Here is a 1,663-nt window from a genome sequence, read left to right as displayed (position 1 = left end):
GTCACCCCCCAGTCCGCCGCGAGATCAGGCTAACCGTCGGACGCCGCCATTTTTATTCTTGCCCCGGCGCAGCACCAGCCACTGCCCGTGCAGGTAGTCGGCGTCGGACGGGGTCCACTCGATGTCGCCGATGCGCTCGTTGTTCACCGACGCGCCGCCTTCGCTGACGACGCGACGGGCCGCTCCCCTGCTCTCGGCCAGGCCGGAGGCGACGAGCAGATCGACGATCGTGTTGGGTTCGCCCGGCACGACCTCGGCGACCTTGCCGTCGATCGCGGTCTCGCGCAGGGCGGCGCCCAGCGTCGACTCCGGGAGTTCGCGCAGGTCACCGCGGCCGAACAGGGCCTGGCTCGCCAGTTCCACCGCGTGGGTCTCGGCTTCGCCGTGCACCAGCGTGGTCATCTCGGCGGCCAGGCGCTTCTGCGCCTCACGCGCGAACGGGCGTTCCGCGGTGGCCTGCTCGAGCTCGTCGAGTTCTTCCCTGCCGAGGAAGGTGAACCAGCGCAAGTACCGGACGACATCGGCGTCGGCGGTGTTCACGAAGTACTGGTACCAGGCGTAAGGGCTGGTCAGCTCGGGGTCTAGCCACAGGCTGCCGCCGCCGGTGGACTTGCCGAACTTCTTGCCGTCGGCCGAGGTCACCAGGGGAACGGTGAGCGCGTGCACGTGGGCGCCGTCGACGCGGCGGTTCAGCTCGACGCCGGCGATGATGTTGCCCCACTGGTCGGAGCCGCCGACCTGCAAGGTGCAGCCGTATTCGCGCCGCAGCTGCAGGTAGTCGTTGGCCTGCAGCAGCATGTAGCTGAATTCTGTGTAGGAGATGCCGTCACCCTCGAGCCGCCGCTTGACGGTGTCGCGGGCGAGCATGACATTGACCGAGAAGTGCTTGCCGACGTCGCGCAGGAAGTCGACGGTCGACAGCGAGCCGGTCCAGTCCATGTTGTTGGCGATCACCGCGCCGGTCGGCGAATCGTCGAGGTCGACGAAACGCTCGAGCTGGGAGCGGATGCGCTGGGCCCACTCGGCGACGGTGTCGGTGGAGTTCATCGTGCGTTCGCCGACGTCGCGGGGGTCGCCGATCAGGCCGGTGGCACCGCCCGCGAGGACGATCGGCCGGTGACCGGCCCGCTGGAAACGCTTCAGTGCGAGCAGCGGGACGAGGTGACCCGCGTGCAGACTGGCCGCGGTGGGGTCGAAGCCGGCATACAGGGTCAGCGGCGCGGCGGCGGCCGCCGCCCGCAGCTCGTCCAGGTCGGTGGACTGCGCGATCAGGCCGCGCCAGGTCAGTTCGTCGAAGATGTCGCCGGTCACGGTGCTCCATCTTTCCGTACTCGTTCCACCGCCCGCGCGCAGGTCGGGCGGTATCGGGCTGACTGGGTGCTCAGACCCGCACGCGGGTGACCCAGGCGACGAGATCGGCTTCGACCTCGTCCCGGTTGACCTCGTTGAGCACCTCGTGGCGGGCGCCCGGGTAGATCCGATACGTGATGTCGGTCAGGCCCGCGTCGCGGTAGCGCTGCACCAACTGGTCGGACAGGCGGGTGCCGTCGTTGAGCGGATCCTGGTCGCCGACCATCACATACATCGGCAGGTCGGCGCGCACCTGTCTCTTATACCACTCTCTGATACACAAAAGACCCAGCCGACCAAAAGAGATCGTTTT

2 protein-coding genes are annotated in these 1,663 nt (G+C 68.1%); both read right to left on the bottom strand.

The window, feature by feature from the left end; translation table 11 throughout:
• Positions 1 to 24 precede the first annotated feature (24 nt).
• Positions 25 to 1,311, bottom strand: a complete 1,287-nt coding sequence (tyrS, locus tag ACFWPJ_RS32200) for a tyrosine--tRNA ligase (protein ID WP_378857211.1) — start codon at positions 1,309 to 1,311, stop codon at positions 25 to 27.
• Positions 1,312 to 1,381: 70 nt separating this feature from the next.
• Complete coding sequence (locus tag ACFWPJ_RS32195) at positions 1,382 to 1,633, bottom strand: alpha/beta hydrolase (RefSeq protein WP_378857213.1); 252 nt, start codon at positions 1,631 to 1,633, stop codon at positions 1,382 to 1,384.
• Positions 1,634 to 1,663: the final 30 nt, after the last annotated feature.

The sequence above is a fragment of the Nocardia sp. NPDC058497 genome (genome assembly GCF_042720195.1).
Lineage (GTDB): Bacteria > Actinomycetota > Actinomycetes > Mycobacteriales > Mycobacteriaceae > Nocardia.
This window is presented reverse-complemented; position numbering and strand designations above follow the sequence as displayed.